15 protein-coding genes and 2 pseudogenes are annotated in these 18,336 nt (G+C 73.8%); 9 read left to right on the top strand and 8 right to left on the bottom strand.

Translation table 11 applies throughout. The annotated features are described in order from the left end of the window. Positions 1-1,218 (top strand): substrate-binding domain-containing protein (locus tag ADK60_RS07845; protein WP_286185259.1); only part of this gene is annotated, 1,218 nt, incomplete at its 5' end. Positions 1,219-1,228: 10 nt separating this feature from the next. Beyond that, the gene (locus ADK60_RS07840; RefSeq protein ID WP_053644362.1) at positions 1,229-2,011 is read left to right on the top strand and encodes a hypothetical protein; all 783 of its coding nucleotides are present in this window, start codon (positions 1,229-1,231) and stop codon (positions 2,009-2,011) included. Positions 2,012-2,043: 32 nt separating this feature from the next. Here the strand turns inward: ADK60_RS07840 and ADK60_RS07835 are convergent, their stop codons facing one another. Next, entirely contained in the window at positions 2,044-3,588 is a 1,545-nt protein-coding gene (locus tag ADK60_RS07835; RefSeq protein ID WP_053644361.1) for an MFS transporter, read from the bottom strand. A 185-nt stretch (positions 3,589-3,773) separates the two neighbouring features. Between ADK60_RS07835 and ADK60_RS07830 the strand changes: the two genes are divergently transcribed. Then, a complete protein-coding gene (locus ADK60_RS07830) occupies positions 3,774-4,457 on the top strand; it encodes a TetR/AcrR family transcriptional regulator (protein WP_045941938.1) in 684 nt (227 codons plus the stop codon). Between the two features lie 170 nt (positions 4,458-4,627). Further along, positions 4,628-6,244, top strand: coding sequence for an alpha/beta fold hydrolase (locus tag ADK60_RS07825; RefSeq protein WP_053644358.1), 1,617 nt, complete (start codon positions 4,628-4,630; stop codon positions 6,242-6,244). A gap of 240 nt (positions 6,245-6,484) precedes the next feature. Here ADK60_RS07825 and ADK60_RS07820 read toward each other — a convergent pair. Continuing rightward, positions 6,485-6,997, bottom strand: a pseudogene (locus tag ADK60_RS07820) (MarR family winged helix-turn-helix transcriptional regulator); the annotation flags it as partial. A gap of 89 nt (positions 6,998-7,086) precedes the next feature. On the opposite strand from ADK60_RS07820, the gene ADK60_RS07815 reads away from it, so the two are divergent. The 5 genes from ADK60_RS07815 to murQ all read left to right on the top strand — a co-directional run bounded on the left by ADK60_RS07815 (position 7,087) and on the right by murQ (position 13,083). Beyond that, a complete protein-coding gene (locus ADK60_RS07815) occupies positions 7,087-8,436 on the top strand; it encodes an MFS transporter (protein ID WP_063783082.1) in 1,350 nt (449 codons plus the stop codon). After that, entirely contained in the window at positions 8,433-9,446 is a 1,014-nt protein-coding gene (locus ADK60_RS07810) for a YdcF family protein (RefSeq protein WP_053644356.1), read from the top strand. The genes ADK60_RS07815 and ADK60_RS07810 overlap by 4 nt, the downstream gene beginning before the upstream one ends. 246 nt (positions 9,447-9,692) lie before the next feature. Further along, on the top strand, positions 9,693-11,141 hold the full coding sequence (locus ADK60_RS41600; protein WP_079008149.1) for an extracellular catalytic domain type 1 short-chain-length polyhydroxyalkanoate depolymerase: 1,449 nt from the start codon (positions 9,693-9,695) through the stop codon (positions 11,139-11,141). Positions 11,142-11,246: 105 nt separating this feature from the next. Further along, on the top strand, positions 11,247-11,930 hold the full coding sequence (locus ADK60_RS07800; protein ID WP_053644352.1) for a DUF6445 family protein: 684 nt from the start codon (positions 11,247-11,249) through the stop codon (positions 11,928-11,930). A gap of 238 nt (positions 11,931-12,168) precedes the next feature. Beyond that, positions 12,169-13,083: an N-acetylmuramic acid 6-phosphate etherase gene (gene murQ, locus ADK60_RS07795; protein WP_053644350.1), complete on the top strand. Its 915-nt coding sequence runs from the start codon at positions 12,169-12,171 to the stop codon at positions 13,081-13,083. 12 nt (positions 13,084-13,095) lie between these two features. Here murQ and ADK60_RS07790 read toward each other — a convergent pair whose 3' ends face one another. The 6 genes and pseudogenes from ADK60_RS07790 to ADK60_RS48325 form a co-directional block, all read right to left on the bottom strand. Further along, positions 13,096-13,332, bottom strand: coding sequence for a hypothetical protein (locus ADK60_RS07790; RefSeq protein ID WP_053644348.1), 237 nt, complete (start codon positions 13,330-13,332; stop codon positions 13,096-13,098). Positions 13,333-13,566: 234 nt separating this feature from the next. After that, positions 13,567-14,832: a sugar ABC transporter permease gene (locus ADK60_RS07785; protein ID WP_053644346.1), complete on the bottom strand. Its 1,266-nt coding sequence runs from the start codon at positions 14,830-14,832 to the stop codon at positions 13,567-13,569. Continuing rightward, entirely contained in the window at positions 14,829-15,617 is a 789-nt protein-coding gene (locus tag ADK60_RS07780; RefSeq protein WP_078896788.1) for an ATP-binding cassette domain-containing protein, read from the bottom strand. Before ADK60_RS07780 ends, ADK60_RS07785 begins: the two co-directional genes overlap by 4 nt. 157 nt (positions 15,618-15,774) lie before the next feature. After that, positions 15,775-16,869 carry a sugar ABC transporter substrate-binding protein gene (locus tag ADK60_RS07775; protein ID WP_030394800.1) on the bottom strand — a complete coding sequence of 365 codons (1,095 nt, stop codon included), beginning with the start codon at positions 16,867-16,869 and terminating at the stop codon, positions 15,775-15,777. A gap of 344 nt (positions 16,870-17,213) precedes the next feature. Next, positions 17,214-17,711: a helix-turn-helix domain-containing protein gene (locus tag ADK60_RS48330; protein ID WP_502687404.1), complete on the bottom strand. Its 498-nt coding sequence runs from the start codon at positions 17,709-17,711 to the stop codon at positions 17,214-17,216. Further along, positions 17,694-18,332, bottom strand: a pseudogene (locus ADK60_RS48325) (cupin domain-containing protein); the annotation flags it as partial. The pseudogene ADK60_RS48325 and the gene ADK60_RS48330, both read right to left, overlap by 18 nt. Positions 18,333-18,336 lie beyond the last annotated feature (4 nt).

Below are 18,336 nucleotides of genomic sequence, written 5' to 3'. Positions count from 1 at the left end.
ACCGTGAACCGACCGGTCCGGTGGCACCGCCACCGAGGGCGCGCCGGTCGAACCCGGCCCCTCGCCCGCACCCTCGCCCGCCCCGCGTCCCGCCCCGTGTCCCGCCGCCTGCCCCGGCCGCTCGCCCGGTCGCTGCTGACCCTGGTCCTGCTCGTCTGCTCCGCCGCCCCGATGGCCGCCTGCGGTTCGGGCACCCCCGCCGGCACCACCCTGTCCGTCCTGGCCAGCGCCGAACTGACCGACCTGCGGCCGGTCCTGGACGAGCTGCGCCGCGACACCGGGATCACCCTCCAGCTGGAGTTCGGCGGCACCGTGAGCGCGAGCGACCTCCTCGGCTCCGGCCGGGCCGACCGGCACGACCTGGCCTGGCTCTCCTCCGACCGCTGGCTGCGGCTCAACCTCAAGGCCGCCGGCGGGACCGGTGCCCCGCTCTCCACCCGCACCATGATGTCGCCGCTGGTCCTCGGGGTGAAACGGAGCACCGCGGACCGCCTGTGGCCCGGCGGCGGCGAACGGCAGCCGTCCTGGGCCGACATCGCCGGGGCGGCCGAGCGCGGACAGCTGCGCTACGCCATGACCGACCCGAACGTCGCCCACAGCGGTCTCGCCGCCCTGGTCGCCGTGGCGACCGCCGGCGCCGGAACCGGTGAGGCGCTCCGCCCCGAGGACGTCGCCCAGGACCGGGTCCGCGGCTTCCTGGCGGGCCGGACCCTCGCCGCGGCGTCCACCCACGCCCTGGTCGACAACTACCTCGACCACCAGAACGACACCGATGCGGTGATCGCCTACGAGTCGGACCTGCTCGCCCTGGACGGGGACGGGCGGCTGCGCGAACCGCTGGACCTCGTCTACCCGCAGGACGGCATCGTGCTGTCCGACTACCCGCTGCTGCTGCTCGACCCGGCGAAGCGCACCGCCTACGACCGGGTGCTCGCCTGGCTGCTCGCACCCGCCGCGCAGAAGAAGATCATGCGGCTCACGCTGCGCCGCCCGGTCGACCCGACCGTCGCCCGGGACCCCAGGCTGGAGCGGCCGATCGGCAACGCCCTCTACTTCCCCGACCGACCCGAGGTCGTCCAGCGCCTCCTCGCCCAGTACGAGGCCGACACCCCGGCGACGGCCACCGGGCCGTCCCGGCCCCCGGCAGCCTCGCAGACCCCGGCACCCTCGCGGACCGAGGAACCCTCGCGGACCCCGACACCCTCGCGAACCCCGTGAAAGGAGACCCGTGACCATCCTCGACGAACACTCGTGGGGCGTTCTCCGGCTCGAACTCGCCGCCTGGCTGGTGGCGTTCGGCTGCCTGGTCGCGCTCCTCGCCATCGCCGGGCGGGAGTTGCGCCGCAACCGGCCGCCCGCCGGTGTGGACGTCACCACCAAGGCCTGCGTCCACCTGGACGACAAGGCCGTCATGGACATCTACCGCATGGGCCGCTACACCGCAGCCCTGACCCAGGAGGTCGAACAACGGATCACCCGCAACCTCCACATCGGCGGGGAGTTGCCGGGCACTTCGGTCGGCATCGGCACGGAGGCGGCGGAGGAGCGGATCAGCAGGTACGTGCGGAGCGATGCCCCGATCGACGTGATCGGCGTCATCATCAAGGCGCTCGACGACCGGGACGGCATCATCCACGCCAATCTGCTGACCGGCACCGTCCGGAAGAACCGCGCCCTGGCGCGGTCCCTGGACGCGATCGAGGAGTCCGGGCCGCGACCGCCCGGCGTCCGGCTCTCCGAGGCGGAGGCCTATGTGCTGCTCCGGGGGAAGTTCCAGGCCGTCGAGCCCGCACCCGGCGCCAGCGAGGGCGATCTGGTCTTCATGGCCCGGTACACCCTCCCCGGTGACCTCTCCCGGACGGGGCGGGTGCGGGTGACCTGCACCCGGCCGGGGCTGAGCGACTCCGAGACCGACGCGCGGACCCGCGCCGGGTACTGCCTGGGCACGGTCCACGGCTGGGACGCCGCCGAGGCGGTGCTGGACGTCCACGCGATCGCCGTTTTCCGCTGACCGCCCGGCCCGCCACCGTTCGGCCGGGCCGCTCACTCCGGGCGGGCGCCGACCGGGGCCTCCGGGCGGGGCCGGGCGGCGGCCGGGCCCTGCAAGCCCTGCGCGGCACCGCGCAGGAGCAGGGCGACCAGGACGGCGGCCAGGGCCAGGGCGGCGGAACCGCAGCGCAGGGCGAGCTGGATGCCGTCGGTGAAGGCCGCCTCGACGGCCGACCGGACCGGTCCGGGCAGCGCGGCGGTGCCCGCACCCGGCGCGGTGGCGGCGGTCAGGGCGTCGGGCGGGAGGCCGAGGCCGGACAGGGAGTCGGCCAGGCGGTGGGTCAGGACGGCACCGAGGACGGCGATGCCGAGCACGCCGCCCAGTTCGCGCAGGGTGTTGACGGTCGCCGAGGCGGTACCGATCCGCTCCGGGGCGACCCGCTGCAGGACGGCGATCGAGACCGGGGTGAAGGTCGTCCCCAGGCCCAGGCCGAGGACGAACAGCGTCCACAGGTACTCCGTGTAGTGGGCGTTCTCGCCGTAAAGGGACAGGCCGGCGAGACCGAACGCGCACAGGGCGATGCCCAGCACCAGCGGGAGCCGGGGCCCGTACCGGCCGGTCAGCCGCGCCGAGAGCGGGCCCGCGACGACGATCATGGCCGTCATCGGCAGCCCGGCCAGGCCGGCGGCCGTCGGGGACCAGTCCAGGACGCCCTGCATCAGCAGCGGCAGGAAGAACAGCGCGCCGAACATTCCGAAGCTCACCGCGAATCCGCCCAGCAGCGCGCCGCCGAGCACGCCGTCGCGGAACAGCCGGAGGTCGAGCATCGGCTCGGCGATCCGCAGTTCGAGCAGCAGGAACGCCGTCAGCAGCAGCACCGCGAGCGCCGCGGTGGTGAGCACCCGGCCGTCCGTCCAGCCCCGGTCCGGGCCCTCGACCAGGGTGTGGACGGCCGCGCCGAGGCCGAGCGCCGAGAGCACGAGGCCACCGAAGTCGATCCGCCGGGCCCGGCCCGGGACGACCGGGAGCACCCGGGCCGACAGGACGAGCGCGGCGATGCCGATCGGGACGTTGATCCAGAAGACGCTCGCCCAGCCGAAGGCCTCGACCATCGGGCCGCCGACCACCGGGCCGACCGAGAGACCGAGCGCGGAGACGCCGGACCACCGGCCGATGGCGCGGGTGCGTTCCCGTTCGTCGGTGAACACGTGCCGCAGGATGGCGAGGCTGCCGGGGGTGAGCAGCGCCGCGCCGACGCCCTGGAGCGTCCGGGCGGCGACCAGCGTCCCGACCGTTCCGGCCAGGGCCCCGGCGGCCGATCCCAGCGTGAACAGCGCCAGGCCGAGCCGGAAGACGGCGGTACGGCCGTACCGGTCGCCGAGCGCGCCGCCGGTGAGCAGCAGCGCGGCGAAGACCAGGCTGTAACCCTCGGCGACCCACTGGAGGCCGGTGATGCCCGCGTCGAGGTCCTCGCCTATGCGCGGCAGCGCGTTGTTGACGATGACGTTGTCCAGCATGGACATGAACATGGTGGTGCACAGCGTCGCGAGCGCGAGCCGCTGGCGACGCCGGACGTCCGGCGCCCCGCTCTCCCCCATCGGGTGTTCCTCTCGATTGCTTCCAGGATCCCTAACGGCGTTAGGGGCGGGTTCGACGGGGGACAGCGTGCACCTAACGGTGTTAGATTGCAAGTGGAATTCCGGGGCCCTGAGCCCGAGGCCCGCGCCCCGCCCCGCCGTGCCCCGCCCCCGCCCCACCCCGCCCGACGAACAGCGAGGACCTCATGCCGGCCGACGAGGACGACGCCACTCAGCCCGGACTCACCCGCGACGCCCTCGCCCAGGCCGCCCTGCGGGTCCTGGAACGCGAGGGCCTGGCCGGCCTGTCGATGCGCAAGGTCGCCGCCGAGGTCGGGGTCAAGGCCGCCTCGCTGTACTGGCACGTCCGCAACAAGGAGGAACTGCTCGACCTGCTCAACGACGCGCTGATGGCCGACGCCGAGGCCCCGCCGCGCACCGGCGACTGGCGCACCCAGCTGCGCGGCTACTGCCGGCGCTACCGTGCCCACCTGCTGGGCAGGCGGGACGCGGCCAAGGTGGTGGCGGGCCGGCTCGCCCCGGGGCCCCATCTGCTGCGGCTGATGGAGGACCAGCTCGACCGGCTGCGGGAGGCCGGCTTCTCCCCCGCCGACAGCGCGATGATCTCCTACCTGCTCGGCGCGTACGTCCAGGGCTTCGTCCTCCAGGAGCAGTCCCCGATGGCGGCCGCCGAGACCGCCGGCGCCGGGCGGCGCGAGGTGGCCGACGCCGCCGCCGAGCGCTTCCGGGCGCTGCCCGCCGCGGAGTTCCCCAACCTCGTCGCGATGGCCGACGACCTCACCGGCCCCGACCTGGACGCCCGGTTCGACTTCGGCCTCGACCGCATCCTCGACGGACTCGCCGCGCTGCTGCCGCCCGACCGCCGCTGACCGTCCGGCCTCCCATCCCCCGGCCGGAACGGGCAGTGACGACCCATCAACGTTCCGCACACGGGGGGTGACAGGGCCGCCCCGGCGGCCGACACTGGGAGGAAGAAGCTCCCACGTCAATGGGTCGGCCGGTACCGGCCGGTACCGGCCGCCGAGAGGGCAGGCCGGCCATGAGTACGCCGTCCTCCAGACTCCCGATCGTCTACGTCCGGGGATACGCCGGTGGCACCCCCGGGATCGAGAAGGCCGTGACGGATCCGTTCTACGGATTCAACGAAGGCTCGACGCACATCCGCGTCGGGCGCCAGGACTCCCCCGTCTTCTACCAGTTCGAAAGTCCGTTAGTACGTCTGCTCACCGACGAGGGCTACCGCGTCTTCGTCGAGGGCGGCCAGGAGGCCTATCTGGCGAACCACCCCAAGGACATCCGCCCCGACAGCATCTGGATCCACCGTTTCTACGACCGCTGCTCCGGCACCTGGGGCGGCGAACCCGAGGCGTTCAGCCTGGAGCACGCCGCCGAGGACCTCCTCCGGCTGATCGAGGACCTCCAGGAGCGCACCGGGGCACCGCAAGTCCACCTGGTCGCCCACTCGATGGGCGGACTGATCTGCCGCTGCCTGCTCCAGAAGGTCATCCCCGAGCAGCGCCAGGGAAAGCGCGCCAGCGACTACGTGTCGAAACTGTTCACCTACGGAACGCCACACGGCGGCATCACCTTCGCCGTCGGCTTCGGCATTCCCGAGGCCCTGCGCGACACCTTCGCCCTGAACGGCTCCGATGTCTTCGGCCCCGACCGGATGTACCAGTACCTGACGCCGAACCCCGATCCGGACGGGCCGCCGGACGGCTGGCGGGCCGTCGACATGCCGGACGACGACGGCAGCGGGACGCCGCAGGAGGCCGCGGGCGGGTTCCCGCTCGACCGGGTCTTCTGCATGATCGGCACCGACTCCGGCGACTACGACGTCGCCCACGGCCTCTCGGCCTCGGCCGTCGGCCCGCGCAGCGACGGCCTGGTGCAGATCGAGAACGCCCAGGTCACCGGCGCCAACCGGGCGTTCACCCACCGCAGCCACAGCGGCCGGTACGGACTGGTCAACTCCGAGGAGGGGTACCAGAACCTGCGCCGCTTCCTGTTCGGCGACCTCAGGGCCCGCGCCGACCTGGTCGACGTGAAGCTGTCCGACCGCGACCCGGACGTCACCTGGCAGGCCGAGGTACGGCTCCAGGTCCGCGGGCTGCCGGTACTGCTGCACGAACGCGCGGCCCCGCACTGGTGCCCGATCCAGCTCTCCGACCCCACCTCGGCCACCCTCCAGGCCCGGGCCACCAGGGACGGCGCCGTCCAGCTGGCGACCACCTTCCTCTCCAGCAAGCTGCTCCCGCGCCGGGAGGACGCGGAGCGCGCGGCGGTGGACGCGGCGGTGGACGCGGCGCGGCCGGGTGCGAGCGAACCGGTGCGGTTCGCGCTCGACCTGCGGGTGCTCGGCCTCAAGGAGCACAACGGGTTCTTCGGCTTCGGCGACCACCTGGAGCAGACCGCCGACTTCGCGGACGCCCTGATCGTCGACGTGGACACCGACTCCCCGCGCCCGGCGGCCTGGGCGCACTGGAACTCCGAGGTGGACGGCGCGATCCGGGACCTCCACCCGACCGGCCCGCCGCTGCCGGACGAGGACCCGCGGGCCGATGCCTGGCTCGCCCACATCCCCCTGCCGGCCACCACCTACCCGACCCTCGGCCCCGACGCCCGGATCCGGCTCACGGTCGGCCCCTGGAGCTGACCCCCGGGGCCGACGCGACTCCGCCGGGCACCGCCCTGGCCGTGGCGCCGGCTCTGCCCCTGACCCGCGGCTCCAGCGCTGGCCCTGGCCCTGGCCGCAGCTCTAGCCGTGCCAGTCGGCCTCCGGGGGGTCGGTCCTGGGCTCGGCGCCGCAGTCGGTCCAGGCCGCGGCCGCCGGGCCGAGCCGGGGGTCGGCGCCGGGCTGCGGTCCGGTGCGCGATCCGGGCTCCGGAGGCGGCCCCTCGGCGACCAGCAGCACGCGGCGCAGCAGATCGGCGAGCTGGTGCCGCTCGGCCGGGGAGAGCACGCCGAGCAGGCGGTGCTCCTCCCGGCCGACCACGTCCAGCGCCTGTGCCCAGGCCAGCCGGCCCTGCTCGGTCAGTTCGACGTCGACCCGGCGACGGTCGTCACTGGAGGGCGTGCGGACGATGAATCCGCGCCGTTCGAGTGCTTCCAGACGCCCGGTCACCGAGGCGGGCGCCAGGCCGAGGTCACCGCGCAGCTCGGACGGGGTGGCCCGCCCGCCGCGGCCGGCCAGCCCGTGCAGGGTGTCGAACTCGTGCTTCTGCAGTCCGTAGTCGGCCACCCCCTGCTCACGGACCCGGCCGAGGTGCCGGGTGAGCTTGCTCATCCGGGTGACGGCGCCCTCGACGTCCGGGTCCAGGTGCGGCAGCACCGGCCGCCAGCGCTCGACGTGGCCGTCGGTCCAGTCGCGGGGCCGGTCGGCCGCCGTCCGGTGCGTCGCGGGTGTCATGCCCCCGAGTCTAGGCGGCCCCGGACCTGGGGTTTTTCGGTTCCCAATATTTCGTTGACGAAATTTCGGCACCGAAATACAGTGCTCCCGTGACTTCGACCCACCACCCGCACCCGCTGCGCCTGCCCGCCTTCCGGCTGCTCTTCCTCGGCCGGACGATCTCCACGCTGGGGGACGCCGTCGTCCCCGCCGCCCTCGCCATCGCCGTCACCCGGGCGACCGGCTCCTCCTCCGCGCTGGCCCTGGTCCTGGGCTGTGCGATGGTCCCGCGCCTGCTGCTGCTCCCCCTGGGTGGCGTCGTCGGGGACCGGGTCGACCCCCGGCTGGTCGCGCTCGTCACCGACCTGGTCCGGGCCGCCGCCCAGATCGCCGTCGGCCTCGAACTCCTCGGCGGCCGGCCCAGCCTGGCCGCCATCGCCGCCGCCGAGGCGGTGGGCGGCATCGCCTCGGCGTTCGCCATGCCGACCGCCAGTCCGCTGGTCGCGGCCGCCGTGGACGGGCCGCAGCGGATGCGCGCCAACGCCCTGCTGGCCTCGGCCGTCAACGGCGCCCGGCTCGGCGGCCCGGCCCTGGCCGGCGTCCTCGTCCTGACCGCGGGCCCCGGTTGGGCGTTCCTGCTGGACGGCGCCTCCTTCCTGGTCAGCGCGGCGCTGCTGACGCGGCTGAAGGTGCGCCACACCCCCGCCGAGCGCAGGTCGCTGCGCGCCGACCTGGTCCGGGGCTGGAGCGAGGTGCGCTCGCGCGACTGGTACTGGACCAGCCTGATCGGCCACGCCGTGTGGAACGGCGCCGCCGCCGTCCTGCTCACCCTCGGGCCGCTGATCGCCTCCCGACGGATGGGCGGGGAGGGCGTGTGGATCGCGATGACCCAGGCCGCCGCCTTCGGTATGCTGGCCGGTTCACTGCTCGCCGGCCGGTTCCGGCCCCGGCGCCCGCTGCTGGTCTCCACCCTCGGCCTCGCCCTGTACGCCCTGCCGCTGGTCGCCCTGGCAGTGACGGCGCCCGCACCGGTCACCGTCGCCTCGTACGCCCTGGCGATGACCGGGCTGGGCTTCCTCAACCCGGTCTGGCAGACCGTGGTGCAGCAGGAGTTCCCGCCCCAGGTGCTGGCCCGGGTCACCTCCTACGACTGGCTGCTGTCGCTCGCCGCCGCCCCGCTGGGCTACACGCTCGCACCACTGGCCGCCGACGCCTGGGGGAGCACCGGACCGCTGCTGGTCACGGCCGCCCTGGTCGCGCTGGCCTGCGGCGGAGCGGCCGTCGTCCCGGGCGTCCGCCGGGTCGGGCGGCAGGACAGTCCGGCCGACGACCTGACGGACCGCCGGCACTCCACAGGAAAGGGCCCGGGGGCGACCGCCCCCGATGCCACCGGGGCGTCCTCGCCGGCTCAGGAGGCCACGGTCGGGGCGGCTCGGCGGGACCCTACGATACGAACATGATCGCCTATGCCCCAGCGGCCTTCTTCTTCCTCCTCTGCGGAATCGGAGTCCTGCGCGACCGACGCAAGTTCAGCAACGCCGTACTGCTCGGCATCGGGGTCTCCCTGCTGGCCCTGGCGCTGATAGCGGAGGTGCGCCGGGCCCCGACCCTGGTGGCCGAGCTGACGGTGGCCGTCATCGCCCTTCTGCCGACCGTCGGCACGGTGGCCCTGGTCTGGTTCCTCCTCTCCAACGGGGTGACGATGATCCGCAAGGAGGGCCGGCGGCCGGCGAACCTGCTGTCGCTGCTCGCCGGCCTCGGCATCCTCGCGCTGATCGGTCTGCTCGGGGCGGCCGTTGTCACCGACTCCCCGCGGCTCGGCGTCCTCGCCGCCACCGCGCTCCTGGTGGTCGGCTACGTGTCCTTCCTCTTCGTCTGCTTCGTCGGCTACGCCTTCCTCTACCAGCGCCACCTGCCGCGCGGCGACGTGGACTTCGTGGTGGTGCTGGGCTCCGGGCTGATCGGCGGCGAGCGGGTGCCGCCACTGCTCGCCAGCCGGCTCGAACGCGGCCGCGCGCTCTACGAGAAGCAGGCGGCGCGGGGCAACCCGCCGGTGCTGATCACCTCGGGCGGCCAGGGTCCGGACGAGAAGCTGCCGGAGTCCCACGCCATGGCGGACTACCTGGTCGAGCGCGGCTTCCCCGCCGAGCACCTGGAGCGCGAGGACCGTTCCCGGACCACCGAGGAGAACCTGCTCTTCAGCAAGGAGATCATGGAGCGGGAGAAGCCCGACTACCGCTGTGTGGTCGTCACCAACAACTTCCACGCGTTCCGGGCCGCCCTGACGGCCCGCACCACCGGGGTCAACGGCCAGGTCTGCGGTTCCCCCACCGCCCGGTACTACTGGCCGAGCGCGACGATCCGCGAGTTCGCCGCCGTCTTCCTGTCCCACAAGCTGGTCAACTTCGGGATCTGCGGCTTCGTCGCCGTGTGCGGACTCGTCGCCGCGGCGCTGAGCCCCGGCGCCTGACCGCACCGCGGTGCCGGTGGTGCCGCCATGGCGGCACCACCCATGACCGGGCGTCGGGGGCCGGCCGCCCGCCACATGCCGACCCGGAGGCGGGCGCGGCACGCTGCACGGCAAGTTCCCGTACTCCCCCACCCGGAGTCCCCGATGGCCGTGTCCCCCACCGCTCCACCACCCGCCCGCCGGGTCCGCCAAGCGGGCCGCACCGGCCGCACCGGCCGCACCGCCCTCGCCGCCCTGCTCACCACGATGGCGCTCCTCCTCCCCACCGCCGCCTCGACGCCCGCGAACGCCGCACCCGCACCCGCACCCGCACCAGTGCCCGCGCCCACATCCGCGCTCACCGCCACAAGCGGCACCTTCCAGCAGGTCACCGGCTTCGGCAGCAACCCCGGCAAGCTCTCGATGTACACCTACGCCCCGGCCGGTCTGCCCAGCGGCGCGCCCCTGGTGATCGCCCTGCACGGCTGCACGCAGACCGCCGACGACTACTACCGGCACTCCGGCTGGCCCGAACTGGCCGACCGCTACGGCTTCGCCGTGGTCTTCCCGCAGACCGGCGCCGCCAACAACCCGCTCTCCTGCTTCCGCTGGTTCGACGCCGCACAGAACGCCCGGGGCGTCGGCGAAGCCGCCTCCGTACTGCAGATGGTCACCAGGGCCGGGGACCTGTTCGGCACGGACCGGAGCCGGGTGTTCGTCACCGGCCTGTCCGCCGGGGGCGGGATGGCCGCCGACCTGCTGGCCGACTATCCGGACGTGTTCGCCGGCGGGGCCGTCGACGCCGGTCCGCCCGCGCACTGCGCCGCCACCCTGGCCGCGGCCTCGTCCTGCCAGAACAACGACCAGCGGCTCACCCCCGCCCAGTGGGCGGAGAAGGTCCGCCGCGCCGACCCCGGCCACCCCGGGCCGTGGCCCCGGGTGGCGATCTGGCAGGGCACCGCGGACACCACCGTCCGACCGGTGAACGCCACCGAACTGCGCGACCAGTGGACGGAGGTGTGGGGTATCGGCCAGAACCCCTCGGGCACCCGCAGCCTGCCCGGCGGCACCACCGAGACCCGCTACGACGACGCCGGGGGACGGCCCGCCGTCGCGCTGTACTCGATCGCGGGCATGGGGCACGGACTGGCCGTCGCCCCGGGCTCGGGCACCGACCGGTGCGGGGCCACCGGCGCGTACTTCCTGGACGCGATCTGCTCCGGCTACCACACCGCGGTCTTCTGGGGCCTGGACAGGACCGGGCCGACGGTCCCCGGGCTGCCCGCGCCGAGCGGTCTGACCGCCACCGCGACCGGGGGCGACACCGTCGCGCTCGGCTGGCAGCCCGTCACCGGGGCCGTCTCCTACCGGGTCTTCCGGGACGGCGCCCCGGTCGGGGACCCGACCGGCACCGCTTGGACCGACGGCGGTCTGAGCGCCGGTACGGCCTACGGCTACGCGGTGGCCCCGGTCGCCGCCGACGGCACGACGGGCACCCGCTCCACCACCGTCACCGTCACCACGCCGGGCGGCCCGGCCCCGTGCTACACCACCGACAACTACCACCAGGTGGCGGCCGGGCGCGCGACACTGAGCGGCGGCCTGGTGTACGCACTCGGGTCCGGACAGGCGATGGGGCTGTGGAACACCTTCACCGTCCACACCCTGCGTCGGACCGGCCCCGACTACTACGTGCTCGCCGACGGCTCCTGCTGAGCGGGCCCACCCCGAGCGCCGCCAGTACACCCTGACCGGCACCTTGACGAAAGGTTGACCTGCTCACGGCAGAAAGTTGGGGGGGCTCGCTCCTATGGTCGGCCCATGCCTCCACTGCCCCCCGGACGGACCACCGCGCTGCCCGTGCTGCCCTACCGCAAGCCCACCCCCGGCCGCGACTACTGGGTGTTCGACGACGTCCTGCCGGACCCGGACGCCGTCCGCCGCCGCTGCCTCGAGCGCAACGACTGGACCGAGGGCTACCCCTACCGGCCGGAAGCCTGGCCCGGACTGCGCACCATGCCCGGCCTCGAACCCGAGGAGCTGGCCCGGGTGGAGGCGCTCGTCCGCAAGGCCACCGGAGCGTCACGGCTCTGGGTGCAGAGCACCCCGGGCGGCGGCACCCTGAACCACAACTGCATCCAACTGGTGGGCACCGCCGAGTCGGAGTCGCGTCCGCACACCGACTCCCGGGCGCTGTGCCGCTTCGCGGCCGTCCTCTACCTCAGCCCCGGCGCGCCGAAGGACGCCGGAACCGGCTTCTACCGCCAGCAGTTCCCCGGCGGCCGGCTCGGCGGCAACCTGGTCACCGCCCCCCACAACAACCTGGTCGAGGCGCTCGGCACCCGCCGCGTCCCGGCCGACGCCTTCACCGAGGACGTCCGTGTCCCCAACCGCTACAACCGCCTGCTCGTCTACCACGCCAACCTGATCCACAGCGCGACCTCGTACCACGGCCTGACCCTGGAGGAGCGGCGGATGACCGCCGTCTTCTTCTGGATGGCCTGACGCCCCGGCCGGAGGGCGGCCCCACCCGTGCCCCGGCAGCGGAACGCCGCCCCTCCCTCCCTTCGGGGAGCGAGGGGCGGCGTCCGTACTGCCGTGGGAATCCGCGGGGACCGCGCCGGACGGCTGCCGGTAGGACGAGAGCGAACCCCGCGACACCCGGTCCGTGACCCCCGGGCCTGCCCCGCCCGGTCGGCGGCAGCGCCGGTTGGCGGCGGGCCCGCGCGGGGAGGGGCACCGTATGGAGAACACCGACCGGCCGGTCACCGAGACGGCCCGACCGGAGTGGGCCGGGATCGACCGGCTGGCCACGCCCGAGCTGCTGCGGCTGCTGAACGCCGAGGACCGCACGGTGGCCGGGGCGGTGGCCCGGGAGCTGCCGAGGATCGCCGTCGTGGTGGACGCCGTCGCCGCCCGGATGGCGCGGGGCGGGCGGCTGGTCTACGCGGGCGCCGGGACGGCCGGGCGACTGGGGGTGCTGGACGCGAGCGAGTGCCCGCCGACCTTCGGCACCGACCCCGGCCGGGTGGTCGGGCTGATCGCGGGCGGACCGGCGGCGCTGGTCCGCGCGGTGGAGGGGGCGGAGGACCGCCCGGAGCTGGCGGCGGCCGACCTGGCCGCGCTCGCGCTGACGCCCGAGGACACGGTGGTCGGCGTCTCCGCCTCCGGGCGCACCCCGTACACGGTGGCAGCGGTCCGCGAAGCCCGCCGGGCCGGGGCCCTGGGCGTGGGGCTGGCGGGGGCGGCCGGGTCACCGCTGGTCGCGGCCGCCGAGCTGGGGATCGAGGTGGAGACCGGTCCCGAGGTCCTGGCCGGGTCCACCCGGCTCAAGGCGGGGACGGCGCAGAAGCTGGTGCTGAACCTGATCTCCACGGCCGTCATGGTCCGGCTCGGCCGGACGTACGGGAACCTGATGGTCGACGTCCGGGCCGGCAACACCAAGCTCCGCGAGCGGGCGCGGCGGATCGTGGTCGACATCACCGGCGCGGACGAGGAGACGGCGCGGCGCGCGCTGGCGGCGACCGGCGGCGAGGCGAAGGCCGCCGTCCTGATCGTCCTCGCCGGAGTGGACGCCCCGGCCGCCGCCCGGCTGCTCACCGCGACGGACGGCCGCCTGCGCGAGGCGCTGGAGCTGGCACGGAACCCCGACAGCTAGGGATCGTTGTGGTCAGGCTTCCTGGGCGTCCAGCCAGTGCAGCAGCACGGTGCGCTCGGTCTCGGTGCCGACGGGGCTGTCCGGGTCGAGTGCCCAGTGGCGGAGCCGGGTCAGGGTCTCCGCGTCGAGGTCGAGGTAGAGGCGCCAGTGGGCGCGGGGGTGGCAGTTGCTGTCACGCGGTTCGCCGCACTCCTGGCAGTGGGTGAAGAAGGCGTCGACCAGACGGTGCACGATCGTCTCGGCGGGCATGGGCGGCGGTATGTCCTCACTCGCGGGGTCCCTGGCTCGTCGGGGCCGCCGGACTTCGTGGGTCGGCGGGCCCGCAGTCCAGGGTGCGGGCCGGAGGGGCCGGGCGGCAGGGACCAACGTCCCGACCGGGCACATCCGGGCGTGCCCGGACACGCCGGAGGACGGGTCCGGGCACGGCGGAGGCCCGGTCCCCGTGGGGGTGGGGACCGGGCCGTTCGGGGTGCGCCGCCGGGCTCAGCCCCGGCCGGCGGACTTCTGGGTGCGCCGGGAGACCGAGTCGAGCACCACCGCGGCCAGCAGCACCGCGCCGGTGATCATGTACTGGATGGCCTGGGCCGCGTGCACCATGTCCAGGCCGGTGGTGATCGACTGGATCACCAGCATGCCGAGCAGCGCCGACCAGGTGCTGCCGCGGCCGCCGAAGAGGCTGGTCCCGCCGATGACGGCGGCGGCGATCGCGCTCATCAGCACATTGCCGCTGCCGAGCAGCTTGTCCGCCGAACCCTGCTGGGAAGCGATGAACAGGCCGCCGAGGCCGGCCAGCATCGCGGAGATCATGAAGACCGAGATCCGCACCCGGGCCACGTTGATGCCGGCCCGGCGGGCCGCCTCGATGCCGCCGCCGACCGCGAAGATCTGCCGGCCGTAGGAGGTGCGGCGGAGCACGAAGTCGGTGAGCGCGACCACGCCGACCAGCACCACCAGGGGCAGCGGCAGACCGCTGTCCTGGTTGAGCGTCCAGGCGGAGACCAGGGCGACCACGGCCAGGGCGCCGGTGCGCAGCGCGATCTCGCCCACCGGCCTGGCGGGCAGGCCGGCGGCGGTGCGGCGGCGGGCGGTGAGCACCTGGGCGGCGCCGTACCCGGCGACCGCGAGGACGGCGAGCAGCCAGGCGAAGAGGATGTCGCCGTCACCGAGGAAGTAGTTGTCCAGGTGGGCGACGACGCCGTCGTTGATGTTGTTGACGGTGCCGAGCTTGCCGAGCACGTAGTCCTGGAGGCCGCTCCAGGCGAGCATGCCGGCCAGGGTGACGACGAACGCGGGGACGCCGATCCGGGCGAAGAAGAAGCCGTGCAGGGCGCCCATCGCACCGGCGGTGAGCAGGGCGAGGAGGATCGCCAGCCACTCGTTCAGGCCCTGGCGCACCGCGAGCACGGAGGTGACGGCGGCGCAGGCGCCGGCCACCGAGCCGAGCGAGAGGTCGATCTCGCCGAGCAGCAGGACGAAGACGACACCGACCGAGATCAGGCCGTAGCCGGCGATCCACTTGGTGATGTTAGTCAGGTTGTCGGCCTGGAGGAAGTGGCCGGTGACGCTCTGGAAGATGATCGCGATCAGGATCAGGCCCAGGACGACGGGCAGGGCCCCGAGTTCGCCGCTGCGGATCTTGCGGCGGAACTCCTCGGCGTAGCCGGCGACGCCGCCCTGGCGGACCAGCAGCCGGGGGTCGGCGGCCGGGGCCGGGGTGTCGGCGGCGGGGGTGGTCTGGCTGGTGCTCACTTCGCTTCCTCCGCGATACGTGCCTGGCGCCGGGTGACGGCATTGTCGGTGGCGCCGGTGATGGCGGAGATGATCTCCTCGGGCGTGGTCCCGGCGACCGGGAAGGCACCGTTGTTGCGGCCGAGCCGCAGCACGGCGACGGTGTCGGCGACCGCGCGGACGTCCGCCATGTTGTGGCTGATCAGGATGACGCCGAGGCCGCGCTGGCGCAGCCGCTCGACGAGGTCCAGGACCTGCGCGGTCTGCTCGACGCCGAGGGCGGCGGTCGGTTCGTCGAGGATGACGATCCGCGGGTCGCCGACCAGGGCGCGGGCGATGGCGACCACCTGGCGCTGGCCGCCGGAGAGCGCGGCGATCGGGATCCGCACGCTCGGGATGCGGATCGACAGGGTGTCCAGGAGTTCCTTGGCGCGGCGCTCCATGGCGACCTCGTCCAGGGTGCCGCGGCGGCGCAGCTCGCGGCCGAGGAAGAGGTTGGCGACGACGTCGAGGTTGTCGCAGAGCGCGAGGTCCTGGTAGACGGTCGCGATGCCGAGGGCCTGGGCGTCCTGGGGGCGGCCGATCCGCACCGGGCGGCCCTCCCAGGTGATGGTGCCCTCGTCGATGGGGTGGACCCCGGCGATCGTCTTGACCAGCGTGGACTTTCCGGCACCGTTGTCGCCGACCAGGGCGACGACCTCACCGGCGTGGACGTCGAGGTCGACGTCGGTGAGTGCCTGGACAGCGCCGAAGCGCTTGGAGACCGCGCGCAGCGCCAGTACGGGTGCGCCTGTCACGTGAACCATCTCCTGCGGGGGTGTGCGTGGCGGGGGGGGGAGGGGTGGGAGCGGGGGCGACGGCGGGACGGGCCGCCGTCCGGCGCCGCGCGAGGGCGCCGGACGGGCGTCGGCCACCGGCCGTCAGCGACCGGCCGTCAGCGACCGGACATCAGTGGCCGGGGGGTCACTTCAGGCCGGCGGCGGCGCAGGCGGCGGCGTAGTCGGCGGTGCAGATGTCGGCGGCCTTGTAGAGCCCGTCGGCGATGACGGTGGCGGTGATGTTGGCCTTGGTGACGACCTTGGGGTCCAGCAGCTTGGCCGGGATGCCCTTGTCGGTGTCGCTGTCCACGGTGGCGGAGGCGACGGCCTTGACGTCCTTGCCCTGGAGCAGGCTGACGGCGAGTTCGGCGGCGCTGTCGGCGAGCGGCTTGTACGCCTTGTAGATGGTGTAGGCCTGGTCCCCGGCGACGATCCGCTGGATCGCGTCGAGGCCGGCGTCCTGGCCGCCGACCGGGACGTTGACGCCGGCCGCCTTGAGCTGGGTGATGATCGCGCCGGCCATGCCGTCGTTGGCGGAGTAGACGGCCTGGAAGCCGTCCTTGCCCAGCTGGGTGATGGCGGCGCCGGTCTTCTGGCCCGCGACGGTGGGCTTCCACTCGCCGGACTGCTCGTACACCACCTTCTTGATCTTGCCGTCCAGCACCTTGTGGGCACCGGACTTGAAGAGCGCGGCGTTCGGGTCGGCCTCGTCGCCGTTGATCATCACGATGTTGGCGTCCGCGGCCTTGGCGCCGAGGGCGTCCAGCAGGGCCTGGCCCTGGAGTTCGCCGACCTTCTCGTTGTCGAACGAGACGTAGGCCGAGACCGGGCCGGTGGCGAGGCGGTCGTAGGCGACGACCTTGACGCCCTTCCCGGCCGCCTCCTTGACCCAGGCCTGGGTGGACTTGGCGTCGAAGGCGTCGAGGACGATCACCTTGACGCCCTCGGCGATCAGAGTGTCGAACTGCTGCTTCTGCTTGGCCGCGCTGCCCTCGGCGTTGCTGTAGCGGACCTTGCAGTCCGGGCAGAGGGCGGTGACCTTGGCCTCGATGAACGGGCGGTCGAAGGACTCGTAGCGGGTGGAGGAGGCGTTCTCCGGCAGCAGCAGGCCGATGGACTTGGAGTCCCCGGAGCTCGCACTGTCCTTCTTGTCGGCGCCGGCCTTGCCGCAGGCGGCCAGGGAGAGGGCCATCGAGACCGCGGCGGTGCCGACGAGGACGCGACGCATCGTTGCGTTCATGGGGTGGATGCCTCCGTGACAGGGGCCGCAACACTGCGGCGAGGTGGCAGGAGTTAACCCGGCGCCGTCCAGTGTCGTCAATAAGTAAATTCAAGCTCCGGCGAATCCCTGCTCTTTCGTTATCTTCATGAACGCCAACCAGGGGTTGAAACTTGGAGGATCCTCCGAGTCAAGACCTGACAGGACATGACAGAAAAGGACGAATCGCCCACGATCAATAGCCGTGACCTGGTATGTACCTGGTAGGCAAACGATCGTTCGCTGCACATACCGGCACTCCGGCGGTAGGCCGAGGCACTCTTGACAGGGACAGGGCGGGCAAACTCAAACGTTCAAGAGTTTGATCATCCGTCAGCGAAATGGGCCGCCATCCGGTCCCGGTAGCGGCCCGGCGTCGTCCCGAACTGCCGACTGAAGGCGTGCGAGAGCGCGTACGGCGTCGCATAGCCGACCCGCCGGGCGATGACGTCCAGCGGATCGGCGGTCTGCTGGAGCAGCGCGGCCGCCCGGGTCATCCGCCACCAGGCCAGGTAGGCCATCGGCGCCCGGCCGACCAGGGCGGTGAACCGGCGGGTCAGCGTCGCCCGGGAGACCCCCGCGCTCGCGGCCAGCTCCTCGACGCTCCACCCCCGTGCCGGATCCTCGTGCAGGGCCCGCAGCGCGCCCGCCACCACCCGGTCCCCGAGCGCGGCGGGCCAGCGGCCGCCCGCGCCGGGCTCCGCCCCGACGGCACCGAACTCCGCCCCCGGGCCCGCCACCGGAGCATCCGCCCCGAGCCCGAGCCCGGACCCGGACCCGGCCCCGGCCGCGGTCCGGGGCGAGGCCAGCCAGGCCCGCAGCATGTACACCAGCAGCAGATCGATCAGGCTCGGCACGGCAAGCGCCCCGCCCGCCCCGTCGGCGGCCAGTTCACCACCCAACAGGTCGACCGCCGCCCGGAGTTGGGGGTGGGCTCCGACCCGGTTCGGCAGATGCACCACGTCCGGCAGCTCCAGCATCAGCGGGTGGGACCTGCTGTGCTCCAGGCGGTACTTCCCGCAGAGCAGTTCGGTGATCGGCCCGCTCGCGGCGCCGAGCACCGGCAGCGGCCCCGGGGCGCCGTCGAGCACCGGCAGCGGTCCCGTGGCGCCGTCGAGCGGGCCCACCGGGGCGGGCGGCGGCGTCGTCCGGACCGCCGCGAGCAGCCGCTCGATCGGCACCGCCAGGCCCGCCGCGTCCCGGTCCAGCGGCGCGGAGGCGAGCACATGACCCGTCCCGTGCGGCAGCAGCACGGCGTCGCCCGCCCCGAGCCGGACGGGCTCACCGCCGTCCGGCAGCAGCCAGCAGCCGCCCTCCAGCACCACATGGAAGCCGGCGCCCTCGTAGGCGGGGATGCGGGCCGACCAGGCCCCGCCGACCCGCAGCCGGTTGGAGGAGGGTCGTCCGATCCGTACCGCCGCGATCGCGTCGCTCACCACGTCCATGACC

Origin of the sequence: Streptomyces sp. XY431, from assembly GCF_001279805.1 — a bacterium.
Taxonomy (GTDB): Bacteria; Actinomycetota; Actinomycetes; order Streptomycetales; family Streptomycetaceae; genus Kitasatospora; species Kitasatospora purpeofusca.
The sequence above is the reverse complement of the archived record's forward strand: the minus strand, read 5'-3'. Positions and strand labels throughout refer to the sequence as shown.